This window comes from Pseudomonas sp. DCB_BI (assembly GCF_026240995.1).
Taxonomy (GTDB): domain Bacteria; phylum Pseudomonadota; class Gammaproteobacteria; order Pseudomonadales; family Pseudomonadaceae; genus Aquipseudomonas.
In genome coordinates this window covers 22,543-46,491 of sequence record NZ_JAPFCG010000033.1, presented here as the reverse complement: position 1 = coordinate 46,491, position 23,949 = coordinate 22,543, and the positions used below count along the sequence as shown (strand labels likewise).

At 60.8% G+C, this 23,949-nt stretch carries 41 protein-coding genes and 1 pseudogene; 26 read left to right on the top strand and 16 right to left on the bottom strand.

Annotation, left to right across the window (positions count from 1 at the left end):
• The 16 genes and pseudogenes from OO258_RS26430 to OO258_RS26355 form a co-directional block, all read right to left on the bottom strand.
• Positions 1-208 (bottom strand): annotated as a pseudogene (locus OO258_RS26430) (DNA methyltransferase); the annotation flags it as partial.
• A 69-nt stretch (positions 209-277) separates the two neighbouring features.
• The gene (locus tag OO258_RS26425; RefSeq protein ID WP_266034644.1) at positions 278-637 is read right to left on the bottom strand and encodes a hypothetical protein; all 360 of its coding nucleotides are present in this window, start codon (positions 635-637) and stop codon (positions 278-280) included.
• On the bottom strand, positions 612-977 hold the full coding sequence (locus OO258_RS26420) for a hypothetical protein (RefSeq protein WP_266034643.1): 366 nt from the start codon (positions 975-977) through the stop codon (positions 612-614). Before OO258_RS26420 ends, OO258_RS26425 begins: the two co-directional genes overlap by 26 nt.
• 72 nt (positions 978-1,049) lie before the next feature.
• On the bottom strand, positions 1,050-1,568 hold the full coding sequence (locus OO258_RS26415) for a hypothetical protein (protein WP_266034642.1): 519 nt from the start codon (positions 1,566-1,568) through the stop codon (positions 1,050-1,052).
• Between the two features lie 7 nt (positions 1,569-1,575).
• Positions 1,576-2,139 carry a siphovirus Gp157 family protein gene (locus tag OO258_RS26410; RefSeq protein ID WP_266034640.1) on the bottom strand — a complete coding sequence of 188 codons (564 nt, stop codon included), beginning with the start codon at positions 2,137-2,139 and terminating at the stop codon, positions 1,576-1,578.
• A complete protein-coding gene (locus tag OO258_RS26405; RefSeq protein ID WP_266034637.1) occupies positions 2,136-2,867 on the bottom strand; it encodes a hypothetical protein in 732 nt (243 codons plus the stop codon). Before OO258_RS26405 ends, OO258_RS26410 begins: the two co-directional genes overlap by 4 nt.
• A gap of 176 nt (positions 2,868-3,043) precedes the next feature.
• On the bottom strand, positions 3,044-3,235 hold the full coding sequence (locus OO258_RS26400; RefSeq protein ID WP_266034635.1) for a hypothetical protein: 192 nt from the start codon (positions 3,233-3,235) through the stop codon (positions 3,044-3,046).
• 135 nt (positions 3,236-3,370) lie between these two features.
• Positions 3,371-4,081, bottom strand: coding sequence for a hypothetical protein (locus tag OO258_RS26395; RefSeq protein WP_266034632.1), 711 nt, complete (start codon positions 4,079-4,081; stop codon positions 3,371-3,373).
• Positions 4,078-4,299 carry a hypothetical protein gene (locus OO258_RS26390; protein WP_266034629.1) on the bottom strand — a complete coding sequence of 74 codons (222 nt, stop codon included), beginning with the start codon at positions 4,297-4,299 and terminating at the stop codon, positions 4,078-4,080. The genes OO258_RS26395 and OO258_RS26390 overlap by 4 nt, the downstream gene beginning before the upstream one ends.
• Positions 4,296-4,877, bottom strand: coding sequence for a hypothetical protein (locus tag OO258_RS26385; protein WP_266034626.1), 582 nt, complete (start codon positions 4,875-4,877; stop codon positions 4,296-4,298). Before OO258_RS26385 ends, OO258_RS26390 begins: the two co-directional genes overlap by 4 nt.
• On the bottom strand, positions 4,874-5,068 hold the full coding sequence (locus OO258_RS26380) for a hypothetical protein (protein ID WP_266034623.1): 195 nt from the start codon (positions 5,066-5,068) through the stop codon (positions 4,874-4,876). Before OO258_RS26380 ends, OO258_RS26385 begins: the two co-directional genes overlap by 4 nt.
• The gene (locus tag OO258_RS26375) at positions 5,065-5,478 is read right to left on the bottom strand and encodes a hypothetical protein (protein WP_266034620.1); all 414 of its coding nucleotides are present in this window, start codon (positions 5,476-5,478) and stop codon (positions 5,065-5,067) included. The genes OO258_RS26380 and OO258_RS26375 overlap by 4 nt, the downstream gene beginning before the upstream one ends.
• A gap of 123 nt (positions 5,479-5,601) precedes the next feature.
• Entirely contained in the window at positions 5,602-6,090 is a 489-nt protein-coding gene (locus OO258_RS26370; protein ID WP_059395566.1) for an HNH endonuclease, read from the bottom strand.
• A gap of 382 nt (positions 6,091-6,472) precedes the next feature.
• Entirely contained in the window at positions 6,473-6,682 is a 210-nt protein-coding gene (locus OO258_RS26365) for a hypothetical protein (RefSeq protein WP_266034616.1), read from the bottom strand.
• A 60-nt stretch (positions 6,683-6,742) separates the two neighbouring features.
• Positions 6,743-7,261 (bottom strand): hypothetical protein, encoded by a 519-nt coding sequence (locus OO258_RS26360; RefSeq protein ID WP_266034613.1) that lies wholly within the window; start codon positions 7,259-7,261, stop codon positions 6,743-6,745.
• Between the two features lie 457 nt (positions 7,262-7,718).
• Positions 7,719-8,564: a LexA family transcriptional regulator gene (locus OO258_RS26355; RefSeq protein WP_266034610.1), complete on the bottom strand. Its 846-nt coding sequence runs from the start codon at positions 8,562-8,564 to the stop codon at positions 7,719-7,721.
• A 102-nt stretch (positions 8,565-8,666) separates the two neighbouring features.
• Here OO258_RS26355 and OO258_RS26350 point away from each other — a divergent pair, with 102 nt between their 5' ends.
• The 26 genes from OO258_RS26350 (at position 8,667) to OO258_RS26225 (ending at position 23,921) form a co-directional block, all read left to right on the top strand.
• A complete protein-coding gene (locus OO258_RS26350; RefSeq protein ID WP_059395662.1) occupies positions 8,667-8,888 on the top strand; it encodes a hypothetical protein in 222 nt (73 codons plus the stop codon).
• Between the two features lie 29 nt (positions 8,889-8,917).
• Entirely contained in the window at positions 8,918-9,127 is a 210-nt protein-coding gene (locus OO258_RS26345) for a hypothetical protein (RefSeq protein WP_014859732.1), read from the top strand.
• A gap of 18 nt (positions 9,128-9,145) precedes the next feature.
• Entirely contained in the window at positions 9,146-9,358 is a 213-nt protein-coding gene (locus OO258_RS26340) for a hypothetical protein (RefSeq protein WP_014859733.1), read from the top strand.
• Positions 9,359-9,459: 101 nt separating this feature from the next.
• On the top strand, positions 9,460-10,314 hold the full coding sequence (locus OO258_RS26335; RefSeq protein WP_266034602.1) for a Rha family transcriptional regulator: 855 nt from the start codon (positions 9,460-9,462) through the stop codon (positions 10,312-10,314).
• The gene (locus OO258_RS26330) at positions 10,311-10,691 is read left to right on the top strand and encodes a hypothetical protein (RefSeq protein WP_266034600.1); all 381 of its coding nucleotides are present in this window, start codon (positions 10,311-10,313) and stop codon (positions 10,689-10,691) included. Before OO258_RS26335 ends, OO258_RS26330 begins: the two co-directional genes overlap by 4 nt.
• Positions 10,688-11,446, top strand: coding sequence for a hypothetical protein (locus tag OO258_RS26325; protein ID WP_266034599.1), 759 nt, complete (start codon positions 10,688-10,690; stop codon positions 11,444-11,446). The genes OO258_RS26330 and OO258_RS26325 overlap by 4 nt, the downstream gene beginning before the upstream one ends.
• Positions 11,443-12,168 carry a replication protein P gene (locus tag OO258_RS26320; protein ID WP_266034598.1) on the top strand — a complete coding sequence of 242 codons (726 nt, stop codon included), beginning with the start codon at positions 11,443-11,445 and terminating at the stop codon, positions 12,166-12,168. Before OO258_RS26325 ends, OO258_RS26320 begins: the two co-directional genes overlap by 4 nt.
• Complete coding sequence (locus tag OO258_RS26315) at positions 12,165-12,434, top strand: hypothetical protein (RefSeq protein WP_266034595.1); 270 nt, start codon at positions 12,165-12,167, stop codon at positions 12,432-12,434. Before OO258_RS26320 ends, OO258_RS26315 begins: the two co-directional genes overlap by 4 nt.
• The gene (locus OO258_RS26310) at positions 12,434-12,742 is read left to right on the top strand and encodes a hypothetical protein (protein WP_266034592.1); all 309 of its coding nucleotides are present in this window, start codon (positions 12,434-12,436) and stop codon (positions 12,740-12,742) included. The genes OO258_RS26315 and OO258_RS26310 overlap by 1 nt, the downstream gene beginning before the upstream one ends.
• A 136-nt stretch (positions 12,743-12,878) precedes the next feature.
• On the top strand, positions 12,879-13,214 hold the full coding sequence (locus OO258_RS26305) for an ead/Ea22-like family protein (RefSeq protein WP_266034587.1): 336 nt from the start codon (positions 12,879-12,881) through the stop codon (positions 13,212-13,214).
• Positions 13,207-13,605 (top strand): recombination protein NinB, encoded by a 399-nt coding sequence (locus tag OO258_RS26300; protein ID WP_060537476.1) that lies wholly within the window; start codon positions 13,207-13,209, stop codon positions 13,603-13,605. The genes OO258_RS26305 and OO258_RS26300 overlap by 8 nt, the downstream gene beginning before the upstream one ends.
• On the top strand, positions 13,605-13,760 hold the full coding sequence (locus tag OO258_RS26295; protein WP_266034581.1) for a hypothetical protein: 156 nt from the start codon (positions 13,605-13,607) through the stop codon (positions 13,758-13,760). The genes OO258_RS26300 and OO258_RS26295 overlap by 1 nt, the downstream gene beginning before the upstream one ends.
• Positions 13,760-14,362, top strand: coding sequence for a recombination protein NinG (locus OO258_RS26290; RefSeq protein ID WP_266034578.1), 603 nt, complete (start codon positions 13,760-13,762; stop codon positions 14,360-14,362). Before OO258_RS26295 ends, OO258_RS26290 begins: the two co-directional genes overlap by 1 nt.
• Positions 14,359-14,481, top strand: coding sequence for a hypothetical protein (locus OO258_RS26285; RefSeq protein WP_266034343.1), 123 nt, complete (start codon positions 14,359-14,361; stop codon positions 14,479-14,481). The genes OO258_RS26290 and OO258_RS26285 overlap by 4 nt, the downstream gene beginning before the upstream one ends.
• A complete protein-coding gene (locus OO258_RS26280; RefSeq protein ID WP_266034575.1) occupies positions 14,478-15,167 on the top strand; it encodes a hypothetical protein in 690 nt (229 codons plus the stop codon). Before OO258_RS26285 ends, OO258_RS26280 begins: the two co-directional genes overlap by 4 nt.
• A gap of 144 nt (positions 15,168-15,311) precedes the next feature.
• On the top strand, positions 15,312-15,623 hold the full coding sequence (locus OO258_RS26275; protein ID WP_012053006.1) for a hypothetical protein: 312 nt from the start codon (positions 15,312-15,314) through the stop codon (positions 15,621-15,623).
• Complete coding sequence (locus OO258_RS26270; RefSeq protein ID WP_266034572.1) at positions 15,623-15,892, top strand: hypothetical protein; 270 nt, start codon at positions 15,623-15,625, stop codon at positions 15,890-15,892. Before OO258_RS26275 ends, OO258_RS26270 begins: the two co-directional genes overlap by 1 nt.
• A gap of 48 nt (positions 15,893-15,940) precedes the next feature.
• The gene (locus OO258_RS26265; RefSeq protein ID WP_266034569.1) at positions 15,941-16,549 is read left to right on the top strand and encodes a putative metallopeptidase; all 609 of its coding nucleotides are present in this window, start codon (positions 15,941-15,943) and stop codon (positions 16,547-16,549) included.
• Positions 16,550-16,581: 32 nt separating this feature from the next.
• Positions 16,582-17,055, top strand: coding sequence for a DUF2280 domain-containing protein (locus OO258_RS26260; RefSeq protein ID WP_266034566.1), 474 nt, complete (start codon positions 16,582-16,584; stop codon positions 17,053-17,055).
• Positions 17,055-18,605 (top strand): phage terminase large subunit, encoded by a 1,551-nt coding sequence (gene terL / locus OO258_RS26255; RefSeq protein WP_266034563.1) that lies wholly within the window; start codon positions 17,055-17,057, stop codon positions 18,603-18,605. Before OO258_RS26260 ends, terL begins: the two co-directional genes overlap by 1 nt.
• A gap of 15 nt (positions 18,606-18,620) precedes the next feature.
• The gene (locus tag OO258_RS26250; protein WP_266034560.1) at positions 18,621-20,000 is read left to right on the top strand and encodes a DUF1073 domain-containing protein; all 1,380 of its coding nucleotides are present in this window, start codon (positions 18,621-18,623) and stop codon (positions 19,998-20,000) included.
• 2 nt (positions 20,001-20,002) lie between these two features.
• The gene (locus tag OO258_RS26245) at positions 20,003-20,818 is read left to right on the top strand and encodes a phage minor head protein (RefSeq protein WP_266034558.1); all 816 of its coding nucleotides are present in this window, start codon (positions 20,003-20,005) and stop codon (positions 20,816-20,818) included.
• Positions 20,819-20,842: 24 nt separating this feature from the next.
• Positions 20,843-22,006 (top strand): DUF2213 domain-containing protein, encoded by a 1,164-nt coding sequence (locus OO258_RS26240; protein WP_266034555.1) that lies wholly within the window; start codon positions 20,843-20,845, stop codon positions 22,004-22,006.
• 2 nt (positions 22,007-22,008) lie between these two features.
• Positions 22,009-22,503, top strand: a complete 495-nt coding sequence (locus tag OO258_RS26235; protein WP_266034552.1) for a hypothetical protein — start codon at positions 22,009-22,011, stop codon at positions 22,501-22,503.
• Between the two features lie 6 nt (positions 22,504-22,509).
• Positions 22,510-23,538: a DUF2184 domain-containing protein gene (locus OO258_RS26230; protein WP_266034549.1), complete on the top strand. Its 1,029-nt coding sequence runs from the start codon at positions 22,510-22,512 to the stop codon at positions 23,536-23,538.
• 65 nt (positions 23,539-23,603) lie between these two features.
• Positions 23,604-23,921 carry a hypothetical protein gene (locus OO258_RS26225; protein WP_266034546.1) on the top strand — a complete coding sequence of 106 codons (318 nt, stop codon included), beginning with the start codon at positions 23,604-23,606 and terminating at the stop codon, positions 23,919-23,921.
• Positions 23,922-23,949: the final 28 nt, after the last annotated feature.

Sequence of the window (23,949 nt, the reverse complement as noted above, 5' to 3'; positions counted from 1 at the left end):
CTGGGTGGTTGGCGGTGTGCATGCTGATGGCTGCCGGGCTGTGGTTCTTGGCCACGGTGACTGGTCGGCCCAGGCCCATCTCCAGCCCGGTACCGGCGCCGCCGCCACCGCAGAAGAAGTCCACCACTATCTCATCGTCCTGAGGGTCGAAGCCGAGGCCGTACTGGGTTTTGAAGTCGAGAGGGTTCTTTTTCTGAAATGCAGACATGGGCGGTCCTCGCCGGTGTGGCGTGATCGTTACCGTTGAATAGGGGAAGGCGCTGGCTGGCAGCGCGGGTCAGGCGTTGGCGAGCAACAGCAGCCCGGTGTCGTCCGGGTCGTCGCCGAGCATCAAGTCAGGCGCGCGTAGCTCTCGGCCGATGCGGAACTGGTCGAGTCTTCGCGCCACAAAATCCGACACAACGATTTCGTGGCGCGGAGCACTGAGGAAGTGGCGGGCCGCTTCAGGCCCTAATTCATGGATGCGGTGGATGAGCAGGGTCATGGCTTCGCCGTTTTCCTCGACGCTGGCCCAGGCCTTTATCTCGGCTAGTGCCTGTCTAGTCCCTGGTCGAACCTTCAAGCGCAGGTCTTCTTCCTGCAGGCGCTCGGCCTTGGCCCTGCGCTTCTCGTCACGCTGCTGCTGCGTCAGAGCCATCATCGCCTCCATTACGCACGAAGGCGGCGCCCGGCCCGATGTCGAGCAGGTCGCAAACCCGGTTGATGATCTTGAGCGCTGCGTCGAACACCTTGGCGTCGTCCGGCTCGCGGGCCAGGCGCTTCATGTTTGGCTGATGCTCCAAACAAACCTTGTCGACCAGGCGCCGGGCCAGCCTGCGCAGGTGATCGGCGCTGTCGTGCTCCCGTAGGCTCAGCGCGAAGGCCAGGGCCACATCATCAGGCCGGTACTGGCCGCCGCTGCGGGTGTTGTACAGCTTCTTGACCGGCCGATTCATCCAGGCCGGCAGGGTTACCACTCCAGAGGGTGCTTTCTGCATGTCTGTGCTCCGTGAGGCCGCTTGGCGGCAGGTGGAACTGTTCTTGCCGCCGACGCTGGCGGACCTGGTGCTTCAAACTGGACCGTCGCATCGCTTGCCCTCAACCTTCGGGTAATCGACGCCGAACAGATGGATGACCCGGCAGAACTTGCGGTCGGAAATGTTGAGCTTGGCCTTGGCCTGGGCGCGATTGAGGCCGGCGTCGCGAAGCTCGGCGATCTTGGCTGCGAGCGCTTTGTCCTCGGCAGGGTCTGCATAGGCCCTTTGCTTTTCGCCATGGAATCGGCGCGGGTCAGGCTTGAAGGCAAACCCTCCGTCCTGCGCTGCCCGGTAGAGCGTTGTCTGTGCCAACCCGGTTTCAGCCATGGCCTGGGCGTAGGTCATGGTCTTGGCCAGCTCTCGCAGTTCGGCAAGCTGCTTTTGGCGCTTCTGTGCCTTCTGGTTCAGTGGCTTGGGCTGTGCAGCGCGAACCTGTTCAATGTCACGGTGCGGCCTGTGTGGCACATACTGGTACCCGTCAAGCACGATGATGCTGCCTCCAGAGGCAAGGAAGGCCGCTTTTGCGGCCTCCAGGTCGATTGATGGGTTCATGCTGACCTCACTTGATGCGGATTGAGCTCTCGCCGCGCTCCAAATGCGCCCAGGCTGGCTCAGGAATCAGTTCGTGTTCGCAGTCTTCGCCGGCGGCCATGCGCTTGTGGACGGCTTCGTTGTGCTCGCGATCGGCCTTGAGCTTTGCGGCGATGGCGTTCTTATCCGGCGCGATCTTGGTCTGCACTGATGTCAGGTCGTCCGGCACCGCCTGCTCGTTGTCGACGATGACCCGCTCCTTGCCGGCGACCAGACTGATGGTGAAAAGCGGGCGCTTGATCGACTTGATGTTGGCTGCATCCATATTGCGCCGCAGGTAGTCGGTGATCGCCGTCACGCTGTTGGCCTTGATGCGCTTGAGTTCGTTGAGGCGGTCGATTTCCGCGTCGATCGCGCTGATGTCGCCCTCAATGTTCCGCCGCAGCATGACGATGTTGTCGGCCTTCACCTCGAACTCGCCCTGGATGCCTGCCATGGTGTCCTGAATGGCCTGCTTGAGGCCTTCGTCGTCGGTGTCGCACATGGCGGCCAGTTCGGCCATCTGGCCGGTGAGTGCGTAGAGCTGGGTCATGCTGCAGCCTCCTGCGGCTTGTCGGCTTCGAGGTTTTTCAGTTCAAGGGAGATTCGCGCGGCGCCTTTTTCGTCCTTGCGGCCGATGAGCTTGCGTACTGCGTGATCATGGATTTTCTTGCGCTCATGCGGCGTCACCGCATTCTGCATGGTCTCGATCGTGTCCTTGATGAAGTCCAGGCGCTCCTGCTGTTGGCGCTCGATCTCCGCCTGGCGGTCTTCGGCCTGCTCGATGGCCTGCTCGGCCTGCAGCTGCTGCACGTAGTTCACATCGTCGAACATGCCCAGGAACACATCGGCGCTGAAGCCAAGCATGGAGAGAGCTTTCTTGATGGCGTCGGTCAGCGATTTCTTCGGTGCCTCGCCATCAGTGGTGGTTCCGTACTTCGACTTGTAGAGGTACTGGGTGCAACCGTACTGCTCGATCTCGCCACGCTGGCCATCGAGCATGAACCAGAAGGTGATCTTGATCGTGTGGTTGAGCTCGAAGCCCAGGCTGACGCGCTTGTCGCCTTCGCCGCTGAACATCTCGGCGCCCTTGTCGAAGCGCTCCTCAACCACATTCCAGCCAAAGCCGATGCCGGCCGGCCCGAAGACCTCAGTGGCCTTCATGATCATCGCGGTGCCGTTCAGGCTTGTGATCTGCTGGCCGCCGACCTTGGCTTCTTTGGTGAATTGGGTGTTGGTCGTCTGGACCTTCTCCCAGATGCGCATGTTGGTAGTGGACATTGGAAAACCTCGCGCCAGGCCGGCGCCGTCAGTTGAAAGGGGAAATGCCGGGTCACCCAGGCACGGAGGTACGCTCCAGGCCCTGGCTGCGGTGGATGGTTGCGCGCTCTCGCCGCTTACGCTCCGGGTAGGTCCGGTTATCCCCTAAGGGCCCGCCGGGCTCGGGTGCGTGTGATTCAGATGTACTCGATCTCTTCCTCGTCCACGCTGATTGCGTAGGCGGGATAGAAGTCGCTCAACTCGTTGCGGCGCGCGGCGGCGATGGCTTCTTCACGAGTTGGGAATTTGGCGATGTTTTCGTTCTCATCAACGAGGTTGATGAAGTGGCCGTTGTTCTCGCGCAGGTCGATCAGGACAATCCAGGACATGCGAAACTCCCGCGCCATCCATGCGGTGGGCGCTGACGTGTTGGTTATTGGGTGATAGAGCCAGCCAGTGCGCTCAGAAGGAGCCAGCCGGTGCAGAAGGTGAGGGCGATGAAGGAGCCGCGAAGTGATGACCAACTAACGAATGGTTTCCAATCCATTGCGGATATCCTCTTCGATCATGGCGGCGTGACGAATAAGACCCTGCGCGACATGCTGCATTTCATCGGGAAGCAATAAGGCCTCTTCTCGAATGATCCGAGACTTCTCCTCCTGCCAAGCTCTGTGCGCATCGATAGCGGACCTGAATATGCCAAGGTGCTTGCTTTTACCATTTCCGATGCGAATCCTGGCTCGTAGAACCTTGGGATCACCTTTGAATGGGCTCACCCCCAGAGGCAGATCGCCACGCATCTTTGATGAAAATGTGAAGAGGCTATTTATTCTGCGAGGCACAAAGCAGCAGAAATCCGGCCCGTATACTCTATTGCCAGGAACAAGGATGTCCTTGTCTATCTCCCACTTCATGTCGTTTTGATCGCGAAAACCATACCCGTACTGCGAATTACACCAAGCTGCAAATTCTTGAAAGCATTCAAAGCCAAGCGTGCAACCTTGATAGCGAGGATTGTTTCTTTGCTGGGTACCGCGCTCATCGCATCGACCCTTAACCGCGTGCCATAGACGACCAGCAAGGCTGTAGTTGTCTTCCAAGAACTCCCCGTGATCAACCGTCCATGTATCGAGCCATAAGCCTTCAGGCGACATCCTGTCTGGTTGATCGCGAACGCTTATGCGAGGCCTTCTGATGCGAACTAGCTCCCCTGGTGCGTATTTTGGCTTGGTCATAAGCGCACCTCGTAGCCCAGCGTCCACTCGCCACACATCCACCAGCTGCGGGTGACAGCCTCTGGGTTCTCGATGAAGGCCTCGGCAGCGGCCTTCTTGGCGTCGAACAGGGTCGGACCCTTGAACAGCATCAGCACCCGGTCAGCCGGCATGGCCTGGGCCTCGGGCAGTTCGGCGATCTGCTCGTCGATTAGTGTTTGAACGATTGGCGTGGTCATGACGCCTCCTGCTTGCAGTAGCCAGCGTCGATCATTGCCTCGATAACAGCCCTGGCCGCTGATTGTCCCGGGATGTCCTGCTTGAACTGGTCAAGCGTTCTTGCAATGCGGGTGTGGGCGTTCCTGATCTTGTGCAAGCGCTCATCGGCTGCTATCTGTTCTGGGGTTCGGCGAGGGCGAATGCGCTTGGCTTCGTCTCTGTACATGGCAATCTTCTTGCCGCACTGGACCACGCAGAAGTCTTCTCTTCCTTCTGGGTCCTCGCCAACAGCAACGCAAACCCCGTTATGCCAAGCCTCGAAGTCCTCACAGGCAAATGAAGCTTCTACCAGGGTGCCAACTGGCGGAAGGCCTTCGCCATCCCATCGATCAGGTCGAGGGGTGATGTACTCGACCTGGCCGCGCGTATGGTTGTGCCTGGTGTCGCCAGTGCCGCCGCCCCATGGGTAAGGGCCACCTTCACGACCAACCACCGCATACTGATCGGCGTTGATCCAGACTTCGGTGAATCCTTGCCAGGAAATCAGGCCGTGGCCGTCTGCCCATTCAGGCGCCATGCGCCAGTCGATCTTGATCACGCGACCTCCTTGCGCCCATCAACGATCTTGTTGAGGCGCCCGCAGTAGTGGTTGAACTCTTCGATGGTGATGCGCTGGTCGGCCAGCATTTCGGTGAGGAGCTTCTGCACCATCACTTGCCAGCTCAGGTCGGTGCCGGGGTGTGCCAGGGCGTCGAGCTCTTCGTCGATCAGGACGTGCGGGCTTCTCATTGCGCGTCCTCGGCCTGGGCCAGCACTCCCTCTTTGGCGAAGGGCTTGAGCAGCGTGCGAGCGATTTCCTGCAGCATGGCCTCAGGGCTGGCGACGCTCATGATTTCGTCGGCCGCCGCCGCAGCATCGGTGCTGGACTTGCAGCGAGCGGCAAGTACCAGTCGACCGAGGACCGAGTTGCTGATTCCGGACAGCCCCAGCTGGCCCATCACGAACTCATCCACAGCCTGGGCGAAGCGTTCGAAGGTGACGCCCTGCTGCGGCCGAAGACGGCGCTCAAACACGAAGTCGCGGCGCGCCATCAGCTCAGCGATGCCGTCGTCGATCCAGCGTTCCTCGGGCGAGCTTTCACTCACCGCCGGAGGCATCCGGTTGTCGTACTCAAACTGTGCTGCTCGAAGTGCGCCCATGGCGTCCTCCTGGTGGTTGTGCGGCCGCATTGGTCAGGAGCCAGGCGCGGGTGACCAAACCCACCGTGAAAGGTGGCCTGGCGCCTGCCAATGCGGTCACTTTTGATTTAGGGGAATAGGTGGCTACCCGTGGCAAGTGAACTCGCCATGCAGCCTGGATCGCAGAGATCGAACAGCCTCTGTAGCTTTCTGAAGGTCGTCAAAGTCGCCAGCGCAATGGATGACGCCGCGAAGTTTCACCTGTGCGCGCCACTTTCCCAGACTTGATACCCACGACACGCCCTTTACGCCGCTGGTATTGGTATGCGCACGCTTGGTGTTGTGGCTGTTCTCGGATCCAGTGGCCTCGCGCAGATTCGCCCAAACATTGTTGTTTGGGTTTCTGTCGATGTGATCAACCTGGTCTGCAGGCCATACCCCAGTCATGTAGAACCATGCGAGGCGATGGGCTCGGTAGCCCTTCTTGTCGACCATGATGTAGATGCCTTTCTCGCCGCAGATATAACCGGCAGGCTTTCCAGCAACTCGGGTGCCTTTCGATTGGAGCCAGGTAAAGACCCCGCTTTCAGGGTCGTAAGCCAATAGCTCGCGCAGGCGCTCATGCGTCAGCATTTGCGTCTCCTTGAGTCGAAGTGAAGGGAAGGGGTGCAGGCGGTGAGCGCTACCTCACATGCATCTGGTCTGGCCGGGTAGGCCCCGGATTCGCCTGCGTGTACGTCGATTAATGTTTACTGCGATGAGCCTTAAGTTGCATAAGGCTCACGGTGATGCGCTTTAAATCGATGAAAACTGCATCGGGGTGTGATCTGGCCGGCGCTGATCTCCGGCGTGCTGGCTTGGAAGCGGAGCCATCCAGCTGCTCTAATCACGGCATTTCTGCCTGTGGCCGCTTGTGCCCAGTAAACAGCGCATCAGCCTGCGCATTCAGATCACACTCCGATGCAGCCTGCGATGGGGAGCAGGGCATCGGGCCGTTTTTCCGGCTGTCAGGGAATCAGTCGACGCCGATCTTCCCGCCGCCTGGCTTGGCGATGGTCTTCAGCATCTCGCGTTGCAGCTCGCCAATCGCCCAGGCTGCGGCCATAACTGCAACGTCTCGGCACATCGCGCCCTTAACGCTGAATCCTTCGACGCTGATGCCGTCTTTCGTGATGGTGACGCGCCCGGTCTTTGTGATCTTCATCTCATCATCGGTGCAGTACATGCTGCCCTCCAGGGCGGTTGATTTCCTGTCTGGCCCTGTCGCCAAGGCCAGCCAGTGAAATCAGTGGAAAACGACCGCGCCCCCGTCAGCCGCAACCTCGAAGGCAACTTTCCACTCTTGGTACTTTTCCCAGAAGTAGCCGCCAACGGCCTCGGCCTTCTCCGCGAAGTCGGCGTAGTCCTTGGCCAGCTTCGCGCTGACTACAGGGCCGATGGTGCCGTCGCAGTCCGAGAACAGGATCTGCTCGTAGAACGGGCCTTCACCTGCCTTGTTCGCACCTCCGAAGTAGGGGAAGCGTTTTTCGTATTCGTCGCTTGGGCTGGCATCCGGGGTGTAGCCGGCAAGCTTCGCCAGTTCATCGCGCCATGCGCTGTAGCGACCGTAGCCAGTGCTCAAGCCTGAGCCTTCCTCGCCAAGCTTGTAGGTCATGCCCTCTTTCAGGCCCTCGGCGCGGCCTGGGAAGTCCTTGTTGAAGTAGAAGTCGCGGTAGTTGTCGTAGTCGACCAGGTCGCCGTGTTCATCACGCTCGGCGTCAGGCGCCTCTACCAGTTTGCTGAATGCAGAAACGTCCAAGCCCATTTCGTGTTCCTCCAGTGGATTCCCAAAGCACCCGGTCGCCCAGGTGCTTCAGTGAATACGTGGTCTTGCTCGCTGCTCGCGCTGTGCCAGGCACCGACGCCCGTTCTGAGGGCATCCCGGCAGGGAGCGTTTGCAGCGCAACCCTTGGCCCGCTTGACGCTTTCAGTGAGGGAGCGCGCCGCATGGCTTCGAGCTGGCCAGTTCCAGAGCTGGCATGGGGATCGAATTTATTGCTCGCGCTGTACCGTTGCCGGGATCGATCCGCGAGGTTCCCATCAATGTGAAAGAGCGGCGGCCTGTGAGGGCCTCCCGAGGGGCTGTGTAGCGCCTCGATGGACAAAATATGCACCAGTGCAAATGGGGTGTCAATGCACTAGTGCATAAATTTTTCCATAGGGAATGAAAAGGCCCGCGCTTGGCGGGCCTCGATTGAATGGTTAGAGCGTCCTGCCCTGGCTTAGACGGGCTGACCGTTCCAGACGTAAAGCACGCGTGCCAGGATATGCGTGTCATCCACGCGAATATCCTCGGGATCATGGTGCTTGTTGTCGGAGATCATCTTGAAGCGGTCCTTACCTTTCTTCTGCAAGCGCTTCACGTAAAGCATCTCGTCGTGGGAGAAGAGGTAGATCCCGTCGCCCGTAAACTCACGAATGGTGATATCGACCAGGAGTGGATCGCGGTCCTTGATCGTGGGTGCCATAGACTGGCCCCATCCGGTGATCATCTTCAGGTGGTAGTGCTCTTTGAACGTTACACCCATTTCGCGAAGGTGGCGGGGGCTGACCCTAATGTCTTGCAGCATTTCTGGATAGTCGTGAGGGATCTGGCCGCCACCCATTGCTGCCCGGACGTCATAGTGAGCGATCCAGACCTCGTCGCCGACCTGGCCGGGCCTCGAAAAGTCCACGGTGACTACGTTGGACGAAGCCTGCTGCTCAGAAGATTTTTCCTCGATAGCGTCGGCGATCTTCTGTCGGGCGTCCGAAGACAGGCCTTTGCCATGCTTCGCCAGCATCTGCTTTACGATATCTGCGGTAGATAGAGTTTCACGTCGCTCCGCCTCTGGCTCACCTTCGCCCAGCGGCTCATACCCGCGTAACTGATCGGTGGTGACCCCAAAGAACTCGGCCAAAGGTCTGACCTGCTTGTCGGTCGGCTCCTTGATGCCTTTTGGGCCTTGGGGCTTGAGGATCCTGGAAATGGTCGACTGGCCGACGCTAGTGCGGCTCGACAGCTCAACCTGAGATATGCCGTTTGCGGCCATGAGTTGAGCGAGAATTTTGTCTATCGATTTATGCATAGGTGCAATGCTGCCTCCCGGCAGTGCATAGGGCAATACAGCTGAGCGTTGACAGATATGCACCAGTGCATGATTATGTGCATATCTACAAAGGAGGCAGCCATGAGCGCTACCGATCTTCCCAAAAAACTGGACGAGTTGCTTGGCTCAGGCATGACCTACAAGGCCATTGCAGAGCGCGCCAAGTGCGACGTATCGACGGTTTTCCGAATTCGCAACGGCCAGATCAGCAACCCCAGCTATGTAGCTGGTACCGCTATCGACCAAATGCACGCTGAGCTGGCCAAGAACGGCAAGCAAAGCCTCAAGAAATCTGCCGCTTAAACACTTTTCAATCACAAGGAAATCCCTGAATGCACCTGGACCCCGCCAACAAACGCAGCGAAGTGATCAAGTCGCGCTGGAAGCCTGAAGAGGTTCGAAAGCTGCGTATGGAAGCCCGTATGGCTGGCATGCAGCTGGCCACCTACGTGCACGAACTGGCCAACCTCGGCCGCCGCCTGGGCGCTGCTGATCTGCTCCGAGAAATGAACGGCGCTGGTGAGCAGGATAAAACGGCCTGAAGCCCCTATGGAGGGCCTATGCCTGAAACCACCTTCGAATTGCTGCCAATCGAGGTGAAGGCTGAGGTTCGACAGCTGGCTGCCGACCTTGGCTGGAGCCTGGATAGATCGACGGATGAGTACTTGGAAATGAGTCGCTCACTCGCGGTGCAGGAGCAATTGAGACAAATGCGACACAAGGCCCCCGTGTTGGGGCTGGTAGGGCACAAAAAGGGCCTCGATGTTCCCTGATTGTGGAAACACAGAGGCCCTCTTTCGGGCTTCTTACAAGCACAAAAAAGCCGGGATTGCGGCCCGGCTCTCTGCTTCACATAAAACTCTTGAGGTGAATTATGCATCTGCAGGAATCCAGTATACAAGCCCTATCGAATCTCGCGCCACAAAACGCGAAGTTCGATTTCGTGGCGCGCAATCAAATCGTCGCCATCGTCGACGGTGAGGCGGTGACCACCACCGGGACCATCGCTCACGAAACCGGTAATGAGCACGCCAGCGTGATTGCCTTGGTTCGCAAGTACCAGGCCGACTTCAGCGAATTCGGAGGGGTGCGATTCCAAATCGAACCCTTCGAGACTGCTGGCGGCATGCAATCCCGCGAGATCGCGCTGATGAACGAGCAGCAGGCGACCCTCCTGCTGACCTACATGCGTAACACGGCAATCGTCCGTGAGTTTAAGAAGCGCTTGGTGAAGGAGTTCTGGCGCCTGGCTAAATCCGTCCCGGCCCAGCCCGCCGACCTCAGCAAGCTGGAAATCCTCCAGATGGCCCTGGAGTCGGAGAAGGCCCGCGTCCTGCTCACCGTCCAGGTCGAGGCCCAGGCCAAGAAGATCGACCACCTGGAGAACCTGTTCAAGGAAGGCATGAGCCACGTCCAGTTCTGCAAGGGCCTCAATGGGGTCAACGTGATGCAGGTTGGTCACTTCCTTGAAGGCCGCAACTGGCTCTACAACGAGAGCAAGTCCGGTACCCGCTACCGCGTCGCCGCCTACGCCCGCGACAAGTACATGACCGAGCATCAGCAGACGATCGCCCCGCACGGGAAGGAGTCGTTCATCAGCTACACGCCGATCCTGCTGCGAAAGGGCGCCGCGCGCCTGTACGAGATGTACCTGGCCGGCGAGCTGCCCATGAAGAAGAACTGGGACGGCCTGCACACCCACGACAAGGCCGTGCGGGGTGCAGCATGACCGACATGGACGAAGTGAATATCGGTCTGCCGTATGAACTGGCAATGGCCGACGAAGAGTCGCGCCGCGAGTTCTACGCATCGGCACAGGCCATGCTTACGTACATCCAAAAGTATCGAGCCGATCACACCGCCTTGTGGTTTCGGTTCCTGGCCCTGGAGCGAGAGCGCGACAACTGGAAGGCTTATTCAGCCGACCAGAAAAAGAAGATCGATGTCCTGGCCAGCACTCATGTGCTCTACACCTGGCTGCGCAAGAAGTGCGACGAGACCAGTAACGACACTGTCGCGGTGTACATGAATATCGGGCACGACTGGGCAAAGGTCACCGACCTCGACCGCGATCTGCGCGCCATGATCGAGCAGGAGGAGCCATGAGCATCATCCGCGCACCTCGCCCCGAGGCCAATTTCTACATGCTCAACAAGTCGATCAGCGAGGACGGGCGCCTGAGCTGGGCTGCCCGTGGCCTTCTGGTCTTCCTGCTGGGCAAGCCTGACCACTGGGCTGTGTCCGTCACCCACCTGCGCAACGAGACTGCCAAGTCCTCGAAACCCACCGGGCGTGACGGCGTGTACGGACTGCTGCAAGAGCTGATCGCCGCCGGCTACGTCGAGCGTCGCCAGGACCGTGGCGAGTCCGGTTTGCTGGGCGAAACCCACTACGTCGTCTCGGAAACACCGCTTCCGGCTTTGCCGTATCCGGTTGAACCGCTTCCGGCTCAGCCGTATCCGGCAAATCCGACACTAGTAAGTATTGAAGGTAAGCAAGGACTGAAGGGAGTAAGGACTGACTCTCGCGAAGGCGAGCTGGTCGACTTCGAACGGTTCTGGTCGCTGTACCCGCGCAAGGTGAGCAAGGCCGACGCCAAGAAAGCCTGGGCGAAGCTCAAGGTCACTGCTGACCTGTTCGACCTGATGGCCAAAGCCCTGGCTGCCTGGACCGTATCGACCGACTGGACCAAGGACGGCGGCCAGTTTATCCCGCACGCATCCACCTGGCTGAACGGCAAGCGCTGGGAAGACGAGCTACCCAAGCCAGCAAATGGGAACCAATCCGCGGCCCGCCGCCAGAGCAACGAACCCGACTTCAATGACTCATCCTGGGCCGAAGGGCTGATGGTGCGCACATGAAATCAGCAAACCAACTGATGGCGACGATGCAGAACCTGCCGCCAGAGATGCACGGCGGGCCGGTGGTGGTCTCGCTTGAGACTGCTGAGGTGGTCAATGGCCTGTTCCGCCGCCTGCGTGGGATCTTCCCAGCCTGGCGCCAAGCCTGGCCATCCACTGAGGCTCTGGCGGCTGCCAAGGAGGAGTGGATCAAGGAGTTCGCCGCCGAGGGCATCCGCACCATCGAGCAGATTGAGTTCGGCATCGAGAAGTGCCGCAAGCTCAAGAAGCCTTTCGCACCGAGTGTGGGCGAGTTCATCGCCATGTGCCAGCCGACTCCTGAAGACTTCGGCATGCCGGCGCCGGCCGCTGCGTGGGTCGAGGCCCTACTGGGCGTCTACAGCCACGAGGGCGTGAAGATCGCCGCGGTGGCCACCGGCCTGTTCGACCTGCGCGCCGCACAGCAGAACGACAAAGGCCTGCAGGCGCGCTTCGACCGGGCCTACGACATCGTGCTGCGCCGAGCTAAGGAAGGCCAGCCACTGGACGGCAAGATCGCCACCGGCATCGGCCACGACAGCCAGAAGAGCCTGATTGAGTTGGCCGACGAGTACGCAAGCCAACGCCAGGCCCGCCTGCTGCACCTACAGCAGATCCCATCGAGCGCCGCCGCGTGCCGTGCACACCTGCTGGCCAAGTTGAACATCAAGCGCGCCGGGCAGCCGGCCGGGGAGGGCGTATGAGCCTGTTCCAGTGTTACGCCTGTGGATGCCGAGAGAACACTGCCACCAGCAATTTCTGGCTCCGCATGGAAGGGCAGTGGCGCGGTCTGCCAAGCCAGCCTTGGATGCTGTGCTCCGCATGCGATCCAAGCATCCACGAATGGCATGGCGAGTTCGATCGCCTGTACCTGCCGAAAGGCGAGTTCTGCACCAACGTCCAGGGAAACCTTGAACACATCGCGACCGGGAAATCGGTATCGGACTTTCTGGCCGGGGAGAAGCACTGATGGACACCAACAAGATGCGCGAGCAGTTCGAGGCGGCGCTGGTAAAGCAGGCGGCCGATGATGGTTTCGCGAAGCCATCCCTGCGCCGGAACAAGAACAACGGCGATTACGTCGACCCATTCGAACAGGCTGCATGGTGGGGCTGGAAGGCCTCCCGCGAAGCCGTGGTGGTGGAGCTGCCGGAAGGCCTGACTCTGAACCAGCTGAAATACGGATCTGTCACCGGCAAACCTGAGCATGAGCGCTGGCTCACCCGTCCGGGTGCTGTTCGGGCCATCGAGGCCCAGGGTCTGAAGGTGGCGCCATGAAGCGCGCTGTAGGCGTTATTGGTCTGTTGGTGTCTTGCGCCGCCGCTGGGCTGTTCTTTTCCCATGCGCATGCCTGGGGGCTGGTTTTTTTAGGGGCTGCGTACGCCAATCTCAAAATCATGCAGAGGGTCTGGCCATGACCATCAACCACACGAAGCTTAGGGCCCTCGCCGAGGGCGCGACTATAGGTGATTGGCGCTACGGGCCTGGTGATGGTGACGACGAAAACCCGATTGTCTTCGTTGATCTTCCAACATCCTCTGGCGTGGGCATCTCCATTCTGTTCGAGTCCGACTGGGCTACCGACACGGACGCTGCGTTCGTTGCCGAGGCCTCACCGCAGGTCGTCCTGAGTCTTCTAGCCGAGAACGAAAAGATGCGCAGCTTCCTGGCAGAAGTCAGCAGAACCTCTGGCGACAAGTGGGCCGTCATGGCCGCGCGCAACCTGCTGAAGGAGTTTGGCCGTGACTGAGTTCGCCATTCGCAGCAGCCAGGACCTCAACCGCCTGTACGGCGCCTTGCACGCCATCGACCTCACCAAGCCCAAGGTGGTGGTAATCAAGGACGAGAAGCGGCCCGACGTCTGCAATCGCAAGATGTGGGCAATGCTCCGCGACGTATCCCAGCAGGTGGAGTGGTACGGCCGCAAGCTCACCGACGAGGATTGGAAGCACATCTTCAGTGCGGCGGTGCAGAAGCAGGATGCGGTACCGGGCATCGACGGCGGCTTCGTCGTTCTAGGCGTATCGACCCGCAAGCAGTCGCAGAAGTGGTTCAGCGACCTGTTTGAAGTGATGCATGCCTTCGGCGCCGAGCACGGCGTTCGCTGGACCGAGCCGGATCGGTGGGGAGGGCAGTATTGATGGGCATCTCCAAGATCCTGAAAGTCGTCTGCGGCGGCACGCTCATAACGGCCCTGTCCGCGTACTCCGTCACCGCCCAGGTACACGGCGGCGTGGTGTTCATGCTGGCGGTTGCCATCTTTCTGGTTGGGTTCAGTGCAGGGGATGATTTCTGATGCTTGCCAAGGAGATCAAGCCGAAGAAGTGCAAGGCACCAGGTTGCGGCAAGCTCTTCAAGCCGACCATGACCACGCAGAAGGTGTGCAGCATCGCCTGTGCCAAGGCCATGGCCAAAGATCCGAAGCTGCAGAAGGTCGCGGCCAAGGCCATCACCAAGCAGGCCCGCCAGGACCTCCAGGAGCGCCGGGAGAAGCTGAAGACCCGCCGCGAGCACATGGCCGAGGCACAGACCGCGTTCAATGCCTACATCCGCGAGCGCGACGCCGGCCTGCCGTGCATCAGTTGCGACTCAAGCCCGAGCGACCACGACCTCATTACCGGCAGCCGCTGGGACGCCGGGCATTACCGGTCGGTGGGCGCCTGCCCGGAACTGCGCTTCGAGCCGCTCAACGTCCACCGGCAGTGCGTTAAGTGCAACCGGAACCTGTCGGGCAACGCGGTCGAGTACCGAATCCGTCTGGTGAAGCGCATCGGCGCCGACCAGGTTGAATGGCTCGAAGGGCCTCATAAGCCCCAGCGCCTGACCATCGAAGACCTGCAGGCCATCAAGGCCCTGTACAGGCAGAAGCTTAAAGACCTACGGAGGGCAGCAGCATGAACTGGACACCAATCGACAGCGCCCAGCTGCTGGCTCTGGGCATTTTCATCATCGCCGGCTACTGCGTAGTGCGTGGCATGGTTATCTCGTATCGCCGCAAGAAGGAGCAGGGACAGTGAAATATCAAAGCGTGTTGGCCGCGGTAGTGTGCGCCCTAGCGGCAGAGACCATGAGCGGCGTTGGTGGTGGCGACTTCGAGCCGAAGGTTCAGGCTTCGAAGCTGAAGGGGGAGATCACCGGGAAGGATGCGGCGATGCTGGTGGACTGCTGGGTGCACGCCCGCCTGCACAGCAAGCTGATCCCGCGGCACTGGAATGCATTGACGGCCAGGTTCTCCACCCACAAGGCCAAGAAGGTCGAGGCCATCGGGAAGCTGGTGCCGCTAATCGCCACCCAGGCGCCGAACCTGTTCCGGTACAAGGCGGTAACCGCCTGGGCTATCCCGCCAGTGAAGGGCGTGCAGGCCCAGTCGGGGCATGAGGTGGCCAGCCGGGCGGCCCGTGAGCGTGCTGAGTTCGACTCGCTGCATGCTGGCGTGGTCAAGCACCTGGACGGCGGCGAGATGCCAGAGGATGCCGGCCAGGCGCGCCGCGAGCAGTACGTGAAGCGCTCCACCGACATGATCGTGCTGCCAGCCGAGTTCTACGACATCAACACATGGGATGGCCAGGGCCTGAACCGGACTACGTATTGGCGCTGGAAGAAGGGCATCGAGAAGGTGCTCGACGAGATGGTGGCTGAGGCGCTGGCAGCGTCTGCCAAGATACTTCAGGAGGAAGGCGTTTTGATGGCAGATGCCGCTTGACAACTCTGCAACGGTGCAACAGAATTCTTGCATCCTGTCATTCCTGCGCGTGTTGAGGAGTGACACACAGAACCCGGCCATTGCGCCGGGTTTTTTATTGCACGAATAGGCCCTCAAGAGGCCCTGAATTCCCAAGGACAACCAATGGCCGAACCAGCAAGCACGACTGCCGGCGTCCTGCTGGTGAAGTACGGCGTGATTATTGGTGGCTTCGCAGGGGCGATCCTTTCCCTGACCTTCCTGCGAGGTCTCACCCGGGGCCAGGCTGTAGCGGCCTTCTTCACCGGCTTCGCATCTGCAATCTTCTGCACCCCGCTCGCCATCAGCTACTTCAACCTCGGTACGAGCGGAGAAACCCAATACGGCGTGGCCTTTCTGATAGGCCTTCTGGCAATGAACATCATCCCGGTGCTGAAGTCGCTTGTGGGGTCGTTCGGAGCCAAAGGAGCTACCTGATGAGCTCGACCCTGATTCAAGTCCTGATTGGCACAAACGCATTCCTGAGTGTGCTGGTGGTGATAGCGGCATGTGACTACCTGCGTCGCATCCGGCCCGTAGACCAGCCAATGCTCGCCACCGCGTTCTACCTGGTGGCCATCGGCGCGTTCGGTTCGTTCGTCCTGGCCATGAGTGGGCACGTTCCAACCCTGTATGGCGTGATCATGAAGCTCGGCATCGTTCTGTACGCGGTCGGCAGACGAGGTCATGTGTTCCAGCAAGGGTAGGGCGCGCCACAAAACGCAAGTACGCCATTTCGTGGCGCGGAGATGATCATGAGCAGACCAATGCCTCCGGCCGACCTGCTCGAATCTCCATGGCTCACCTTGCGCCCAGCGCCCGAAGTGTGGGAATGGATACAGGAACAGATCCTCGCCGACACCGGCAGCATTCACAACGAAGAGCATGCCCACCTCATCGACGCCAGCATCGGCGTCATGTGGGCGTCGTCCAGCTTCGCGAAGAAGGGTCGCAGCGTGCTTGGTCAAGCCGAGCAGCTGATGATCCGTGCCGGGGGATGGCAGAAGGCGCGGCAGGAGCAGCAGATCCGCGACTGGTTCGGCGAGGAGCCAGACTTCCTCATCACCCTGGCAGGCGACTACTGCGCCCAATGCAGCGAAGCCGAGTTCTGCGCCCTGGTCGAGCACGAGCTGTACCACATCGCGCATAAGCTCGATAAGTACGGTGCCCCAGCATTCGGCGAAGACGGCATGCCCAAGCTTGAGATGCGCGGCCATGACGTCGAAGAGTTCGTCGGAGTGGTTCGCCGGTATGGTCCGAGCCACGACGTACAGCAGCTGATCGACGCTGCAAGCCGGCCGCCCGAGGTGGCCAAGATCAACATTTCGAGGGCCTGTGGCACATGCCTGCTTAAGCTGGCGTGAAGTTTGACGGGCGCCTGACGGAACAAACCAACATGGCAACCCTGAACAACGAGGTGAAGGCGTTCATCGTTCAGGCCTTGGCCTGCTTCGATACGCCGTCACAGGTGGCTGAGTCAGTCAAACAGGAATTCGGGCTGGTGGTCACTCGCCAGTCAGTAGAGGCGTACGACCCAACCAAGAGGGCTTCACGCAATCTTGCTGCCCGCTGGGTGACCCTGTTCGAGGACACCCGCAAGCGCTTCCGAGAGGACTCGGCAGAGATACCGATCGCCAACCGGTCCTACCGCCTACGCATGCTAGATCGCATGGCTACCCGAGCCGAGGGCATGAAGAACATGGCCCTGGCCGCACAGCTCCTGGAGCAGGCCGCAAAAGAGTCCGGTGGGGCATACACCAACAAGCAGCAGGTGGACCTGAGTTCGTCGGATGGATCAATGACGCCGAAGGCGCCCCAGCAGGTGGATCAGGCGCTGGTATCTGCGCTGGTAGACAAGCTGGTGGACTGATGGCTATCAAACCTATCGAGTGGGACGCGCTGAGCCACGCTGAGCGCTCCGCCTTGATAGCGGCTGGCGAGCACAGCCCTCTTGCCTTCACGTCCTTGTGGTTCAACATCACCCAGGGCGACAGCTTCCGCACCAACTGGCATCACCACTACTTCGACTACGCCGCCCGCAAGATGCTTGCAGGTGAGGCGCAGAACATCATCGTGAACATCCCGCCGGGTGGCACCAAGACCGAGTTCTGGTCTGTCCACCTGCCGGTCTACACGATGGTGAAGCACCGCCGGGTGCGCATCCTCAACACCAGCTATTCCAAGAACCTGGTGGACGAGAACAGCCTGCGCAGCCGCGCGCTGGTCAAGTCCGCCGAGTTCCGCGAGTTCTACCCTCTCGAAATCGAGAAGGACAAGGTTGACGACTGGACACTGGCTCGGGACGGGAAGCGTATCCACCAGCTGTTCAGTCGCTCAAGCGGCGGCCAGATCACGGGTGTCCGTGGCGGCTACATGGGTGACGGCTACACCGGCCACATCCAGGCGGACGACTGGGACAAGATCGACGACCTGTTCAGCGAGGCGAAGCGGCGCAAGTCGCATACCCGCCTGGTGAACACCCTGCGCAGCCGGAAAGCACACAGCGGCACACCATTCGTTGCCATCCAGCAGCGCGGGCACATCGACGACTCGACCGCCTTCCTGCTTTCCGGCGGCATGGGTCTGAAGATTGACCTGCACATCAAGATCCCAGCCCTGGTCAACCAGGAATACATCGACAGCCTTCCCGATGGCATCCGCGAGCGCTGCATCAAGTGCGTGTGCGGATCAGAGCAGGTTGACGGCTACTGGTCGTACTGGCCGGCCAAGGAGAGCGTTCACGACCTGATCGCGCTCCGAACGGCCCACCCGTACACCTTCAGCAGCCAGTACATGCAGGACCCTGACACGCTCGACGGCGGGATATTCTCGGCTGATGACTTCCAGTACTACGGCGACGTTGACGCAGGCGCCGACCTGCCGGTGCCGGAGAAGTTTGACTATCGCTTCGTCACCGCTGACACCGCGCAGAAGACCAATACATGGAACGACTGGACGGTGTTCGGTGAGTGGGGTGTCGCTGAGGGACGCATCTACCGCCTAGGCCTGAAGCGCGGCCGGATGGATGCCAAGACCCTCAGGCGAGAGTTCGAGGCCTTCGTCAACGGATGCTGGGCCAAAAACGGACGCCAGAACGGAATTCTCCGCAAGGTCTACGTCGAGGACAAATCGAGCGGCACAGGTCTGATCCAAGAGATGGAAAAGCGCCTGCCCCTGAAGGTGACGCCAGTACCGCGTGAGCGCGACAAGCTGACCCGTGCGCTCGACGTGCAGGGCTTCCACGCTGCCAAGCTGGTGTGCCTGCCCTACGACGACCCCCAGAACTACGAATTCGTCTGCGAGGTTGCATCCTTCACCGCAGACGATAGCCACAAGTTCGACGACCAGACAGACGTGATGATCGATGCCCTGTCCGAGGTTTACATCAAAGGCAAGCGCTCGATACGCGAACTCCTCTGACCTATTGGTGACTACATGAGCAAAAAGGGCTTAGCGCCGGCCGACAAGAAGCTGGGCAAAGCCCTCGTGAAGGCCGCGAAGCAGTACGAGGCGACGATCAGGTCATCCTCGGATGGTCTGGTCAACGTGGTGTCAGGGCTTGGCACAGCAAAGGCCAAGCGCTCGCACAACCAGTTCCAGTACGCGTTCCTCAACGATTTCCAGCAGCTCGACGCGGCCTACCAGACTTCATGGCTGGCCCGGGCGATCGTCGATTACCCTGCCGAGGACATGACCCGCGAGTGGCGCACCCTCAAGTGCGACGACGCGGACGTTATTCGAGCCGAGGAAGACCGCCTGCAGCTGCCGGCGATGGTCAGCGAGGCCACCAGCTGGGCCAGGCTGTACGGCGGCGCTGGCATCCTGATGCTGACCAACCAGCCACTGGACAAGCCGCTTCGGCCTGACCGGATCAAGAAAGGCGACCTGTACCGCCTGCTGGTGGTCGATCGCTTCGACATGACCGCGATGGACCTGAATCAGACCAACATCCTGGCCGCCAACTACTTGCAGCCTGAGTTCTACACCATCTCCGCAGGCGCCCAGCAGATCCACTGGACGCACTTTGCCAGGTTCGCCGGGGCCAAGCTGCCGCGCCGCCAGCGTGCACAGACGCAAGGCTGGGGCGACTCGGAGCTGCGCAAGTGTCTGGACGACGTGATGGACATCGTCGCGAGCAAGGACGGCATTGCCGAGCTGCTGCAAGAGGCGAACGTCGACATCATCACCCGCGAAGGCCTCTCTGATGAGATGGCCAGCGACCAGGACGACGCGATTACCAAGCGCTACGCCCTGTTCAGCATGATGAAGTCCAGCATCAACATGGCGCTGCTGGATGGCGATGAGAAGTACGACCGCAAGACCCTGGAGCTATCCGGGGTTGCCCCGGTGCTCGACTTGCTCATGACCTGGATCAGCGGCGCCGCCGGCATCCCAGTGACCCGCCTGTTCGGCGAGTCGGCCAAGGGTCTGGGCAATAACGGCGAAGGCGACGACACCAATTATTACAACCACCTCTCCTCGAGGCGGATGACGCAGATCGACCCAGGCCTGCGGCAGATGGACGAAGTGCTGGTGCGATCGGCCACTGGACGCTGGATTGATGACTTCAACTACGTCTGGAACCCGTTCAAGCAGCCTGACATCGTCCAGATTGCCCAGGCGAACAAGGCCAAGGCCGAGACCGACATCCTCTACAAGGACGGCGGCATCGTTACCACCAGCCAGATTCAGCGGCGCCTGCAGGCCGAAGAGCTCTACCAGTTCGATGATGACAAGATCGCCGCACTGGAGGAGAACGAAGACCTGGATATGTTCAACGAGCCGGTGGAAGGCGAAGACGATAAGGATGCCTGACCATGGACATGATCGGCATCCAGTACAACGCCAAGCTGCAGCGCCTGGTGAAGCAGGTAAAGGCCGACATCTCCAAGGAGATCATGCCGCTGGTTCGCCAGCTGGCCCCGGAGTACACCCAGGACTCGTTGGTCACCACTGACGCCTGGTCCGACCTGATCACCAACGCCATGAGCTTCCTGTTCGCCAAGTGGCAGAACGAGAGGGTCAGCGCAGGCGCCCAGCGCATCGCCGGGGAATTCGTTCAGGCCTCGCTGAAGAAGTCCGAGCGGGACATGAAGAAGTCGGTCGGCATCGACGTATTCAGCGGATCGAAGCAGATGCAGGACTACCTGCACGCCTCTGCACAGCAGAATGCCCAGCTCATTAAGTCCATTCCGGCCAAGTACCTCGAAGAGGTGCAAACGCTGGTGATGGCCAACATGCGCGCCGGCATGCGGCCTGGCTACATCGAGAAGGCGCTGACCGAGCAGTACGGCATCACGCAGCGGAGGGCCAGGGTCATTGCCAGGGACCAGACCGGGAAGATCCAGGGAGAGCTGGCCGAGAAGCAGCAGCAGGACGCCGGCTTCGAGTACTTCCAGTGGATCGACTCGGAAGACCGCCGCGTTCGGCACAGCCACCGCGAGATCGCCGACAAGGTCACCGCCTACGGTAAGGGCGTGTACCGGTGGGACAGCCTGCCGCTGAACGACAAGGGCGTCCCGATCAAGCCCGGTTCCGATTACCAGTGCAGATGCATCGCCCGCCCTGTCAGCGCGCGCGAGGTCAAGGCCAACCAAGACGCCGGGAAGACCAATCCAGGCGTGTACCGATAACCCACTCCAAGGCGAGGCCGCCACATGAAGTGCACGGTTTTTGACCGGGCTGGGTACCGCATTACCCAAAGGGAATACACCGACGAGGGCTTCCTCAAGGTGCCAGGCCGGGTGGCCAGGACCGGGATTCAGGAATACCTGGCCCGCGAGCTGGGCCTAGACGGCGACCCGAACCGCATCGTTCGCGTCTACCGGCCGCCGGAAGAGGTGTTCGCCCAGGCGTCACTCGACACCTACGACGCCAGCGACATCACCAACGACCACCCCAAGGAACTGGTCACCGCCCTGACCTACAAGGGCGTCGCGGTTGGCGTGGTTCGCGGCGCTGGCCGGCCCGACGGCGACTTCGTGGTCTGCGACCTGATCGTCAAAGACCAGAAGACCATCAGCGACATCAACGCCGGTAAGTGCGAGATCTCTGCCGGCTACACCGCAATTTACGAGCACTCGCCGGGCGTCACCACTGACGGCCAGCCATACGACTACATCCAGCGCGACATCCGGATCAACCACGTCGCCATCGTAGATAGAGCGCGGGCAGGTGCCAACGCTCGAGTTTTCGACCACACCCCAGGAGGCAACACGATGCCTGTTTTTATCACCACCGATAGCGGGCGCAACGTTGATGTTGCTGATCCTGCGAACGCCCAGGTAGTCGCCGACTCGTTCGACCGACTGCTGAAGCGGGCCACCGATGCCGAAGCCAAGGCTGGGCAGGCACAGGAAACCGCCGACAAGGCCCAGGCCGCAGCTGATTCAGCCGCCGAGAAGCTGGAGGAGGCCCGCAAGGCCTCAGGCGACGAGGCCATTGCCGCGCGCGTGAAGGCCATCAGCGCAACCCAGGAGCTGGCCCGCAAGGTTGCCGGCGACGGCTTCACCTGCGACAGCCTGGATGTGACCGAGATCAAGCGCGCTGCGCTGGTCGTGGCCCGCCCGAAAGTCGCCTGGGGTGACAAGTCGGCCGCTTACATCGAAGCCGCTTTCGACGCTGAGTCCGAGAAGGATGAGGAAGAGGAAGGCGACAAGGGCGACAAGAAGCCGACCGGCGATGCCGCGGTACTCCTCGCCCAGCTTGCTCAGCTCGCCAAGGACGGCGCCACCCCGGTGCAGACCGGCGATGCCAAGCCGAGCGCCTACCAGCAGCACAAGAAAAACCTCGCCAACGCTCACAAGCCTAAGGGGGCCTGATCATGCCAGTCATTGGTGGCAACGCAATCAACCACGGCGTCGCGTACGCAGGCATGGTCGCCGACGGCGAACTGTCCAACGCCGTATCCAAAGTCAACAAGGGCACCGCGAACATCGCATTCGGCCTGGGGGTTGTGAGCGACGGTGACGATGGCGCCAAGCTCCCGGTCGCAGCATCGACCGCGGCCCAGTTCATCGGGGTCGTGAAGCGCGAACTGAACCCCGCCTACCAGTCTACCGAGGTATTCGGCGCCGTCGCCAAGCGCGACATGTCCGTCGAGACCGTAGCGCCGATCTGGGTAACCGCCCGAGTGGCCGTGGCCAAGGATGACCCGGTGTATCTGGTCGTCGGCGACGGTACCGGCACCAACCAGGGCCAGTTCTCCAATGTGGTCGGCGCCGCCGCCACCCTGGCAGTGCTGATCCCCAATGCCAAATGGGTCAGCTCGGCGTCTGCCGGCGCCCTGGCAAAAATCTCTCTGAAAGTCGGGGGCTAACCGATCATGAAGCTCAAGAAAATCGTCGTAGCCATCGACGCCGCCATCGCGTATCAGGTAGGTCGCGACATGGAGCAGGTCGCGTTCAACGACGGCCTGCCAACCGTCGACGACGGCCTGGCGTTTTACATCAGCCAGCTGGCCAGCCTGGAGTCTCGTATCTACGAGGCGAAGTACGCGGCCATCAACTACGCCGAGCTGATCCCGGTGCATACCGAGCTGCCGGAGTGGGCGGACAGCTGGGACTACATCAGCTACGACGCCGTCACCATCGGCAAATTCATCGGCTCCAGCGCCGACGACCTGCCGAACGTGGCTCTGTCCGCCAACAAGTCGTCCGTACCGATCGGCTACGCCGGCAACATGTACGACTACAGCCTGGATGAGCTGCGCAAGTCGCAGCAGCTGCGCATCCCTCTGGATACCACCAAGGCCCGAGCGGCCTTCCGCGGTGCCCAGGAACACACCCAGCGCGTCGCGTACTTCGGCGATGCGACGCGCGGCATGACCGGCGCATTCAACAACCCGAACCTGGCCCTGTCGAACTCGACCCTGAACTGGTTCGACCCTGCCACCACCGGCATGCAGATCGTTGAAGACATCGACGACTTCCTGGGTGATGTCTGGACCAACTCGGCCACCGTTCACGTGCCGAACGTCCTGGTGCTGGACTCGGCGCGCTGGCGCCGCATCAACAGCATGCCGATGTCGAAGGAGCTGCCGAACACCACTGTTCTGCAGTACCTGAAGGAAAACAACGTCTACACCGGCCTGACTGGCCAGCCGCTGCGCGTTGAACAGCGCCTGCAGCTGTCCGCCGCCCAGCTGGCAGCCAATGGCGTGTCCAACGGCAACAAGGACCGCATGATGGCCTACGAGCTGAACGACGAGAACCTGGGCATGCAGGTGCCGATCCCGTGGCGCTCCCTGGCTCCGCAGATGTGGAACCTGAGCGTTCGCGTCCCCTGCGAGTACAAGATCAGCGGCGTTGAATTCCGCTATCCGTTCTCCGGCGCGTACCGCGACCACGTTTAAACCTTCACCTAGCCGCCTAAGCCCTGCTTGGGGTGGCGGCCGGGACAACCAGGCGAGGATATGACATGTACCTGAAGAACGAAGCAGCACGGCTGATCACCATCAAGCACGTGGTAGACGGCGAGCTGACCAGCTACCAGGTTCTGCCGGGCGAAAACCCAGCGGTAGAGGTGCCCGACGCGGCAGGCAAGATCGATTTCGTCAAGGCTCTGCTCGAAAGCGGCGACCTGCGTCGCGTAGGCGCAGATGAACTGGGCGACGAAGACGACACCGACGACATCGACGCACTGCGCGAGCAAGCAGGCCGGGCCGGCGTGAAGGTCAACAAGACCTGGGGCGCAGCGCGCCTGCGTGAAGAAATCGCCAAGGCCACTGCCGAGTAATACCCGGGCGCCTGCCGCCCACTCATTC